The sequence below is a fragment of the Mesorhizobium sp. ES1-3 genome (assembly GCF_020164795.1).
GTDB lineage: Bacteria > Pseudomonadota > Alphaproteobacteria > Rhizobiales > Rhizobiaceae > Mesorhizobium.
The window spans coordinates 1-1,628 of sequence record NZ_JAIUGW010000066.1 but is presented as its reverse complement, the minus strand read 5'-3'; the positions used below and the strand labels follow the sequence as shown (position 1 = coordinate 1,628).

Here is a 1,628-nt window from a genome sequence, read left to right as displayed (position 1 = left end):
CCTTTTATCTTGCCATCTTAATCGGTTGTGCTTCCGGTGAGCTTTTCGACATCGTCGTTCCTCTCTTTTGGTGCGATAATATACGAATTTATTCTCTATGATACGATACCGCGTCCTAGCGTCGAGTTCCGATGCGCCGTGCAATCTTCCGCGCTCTGCGACGGGGTTAATCGGCTGCACGAAAGCAGCGCTCGAACCGTCGTGGCGCACTTTTCCATCGGACTGACGGAGCATCGTCACAGGCAATCGAGCGCGGTCCGGCCGTCTGTCGATCGGCGCGGCCGCAGGCAAGATAACGTGCGTTCCGTCGTTCCTGGTCTGCATCGGTCCTCATCCGCCGGGGCGGATCCCTTGTGTCAGATGACGCCCGTCACCGTGTGGCCGCCATGCGTTTCAACTTCCGTCCCGCCCCTCATCGATGCGCTCCGAGCAGGCGCCGGTCCTTGATGTGGGCGCGTTGCGCGGCCTCGGTGTCAGTCGCGGTCGCATCGCCGACATAGAACGTGCCGTCGCTCCACATGGCATGCATGATCACCGCAAGCTTGCGCGCCACGGCCACACAGGCCTTGCGGTGGCAGGACCGTTTGGCGATCGCCTGGCCCCAGCTCTTGACCTTGTCCCTGCCCTTGAAGCGCGTCATCAACCCCGACGCCGCCTCGTAGAGCGACCGGCGCACGTCCGCGTCGCCGGCCTTCGAGATGCGGCCCTGGACGTCGATCGAGGTGCCCGACTGCCAGCGTCGCGAGGTCAGCCCGAAGTAGGCGGCGACATCACGCGAGCGGCGGAAGCGTGACGGATCGTCGATCGCCGTCATGAACGAAAGTGCTGTCACCGGGCCGACGCCAGGGATCGCCATGAAGCGCCGGCACAGCTCGCTGCGCGCCACCATCTTGACGACGAGATCGTGCAGCCGGCAGTACTGTCGCCACAGCGCTGCGCGCGCCGACAGCATGGCGTCCATCAGCTCGGACGACAGCGGATCGTCCGCCATCGCGGTGCGCACCGCCTGCTCGAAAGCCCCTCGCCCGACCTTGCCCAGTCGGATGCCGAATGCCTTCAGCGAATGGCGGACGGCGTTTTCCAAGTCGAGGAACTTGGCCTTCAGATTGCGCCGGTGGGTCAGCAGAAGCCGCGTCCGGTAGCAGCTTTCCGACTTGATGTAGGCCTGTCGGAACCAGCCCGTGCGCATGATATGGGCGATCCCCAGAGCATCGGCCTTGTCGGTCTTGTTGCGCTGCGCCGACAGCGCCGCGCGCACATGCAGCGTTTCAAGGCAGATGGCCGGCAGGCCGAGTTTCTTGAGCTCGGGATGCAGCCAGGGCGACAGCGACCCCGCCTCGTGGCCGACGCGGCGCAGGCGCGGCAGAAACGGCTTCAGCACCGCAAACAGTGCATCGGGATCCGTCACCGCCGTCGCTTCAAGATGCACGACGCCCTGATCGTCGACGACACACACCGCCGTCTCGTCCATCGCTACGTCCAATCCACAAAAGAATTCCATGGTTCGCCTCCTGCGTTGCTTCACAGGCGCAGATTTTGCCGCCGAGTCGCCGACGGTCGCCAGTTGAGCTGCGGCCGACGCACCGCTTTTCCTCTCGGCCAAGTGCCCGCCCCGATTACGGGCGGCA

At 64.3% G+C, this 1,628-nt stretch carries 1 protein-coding gene; it reads right to left on the bottom strand.

All coding sequences use genetic code 11. The features are described 5' to 3' along the window. Positions 1–412 precede the first annotated feature (412 nt). On the bottom strand, positions 413–1,501 hold the full coding sequence (locus tag LB536_RS30960) for an IS110 family transposase (RefSeq protein WP_224599145.1): 1,089 nt from the start codon (positions 1,499–1,501) through the stop codon (positions 413–415). Between the last annotated feature and the right edge of the window lie 127 nt (positions 1,502–1,628).

Bases quoted from the DNA above. Each gene is read 5' to 3' on its own strand.
- LB536_RS30960 (WP_224599145.1), bottom strand. From the start codon at position 1,501: ATGGAATTCTTTTGTGGATTGGACGTAGCGATGGACGAGACGGCGGTG.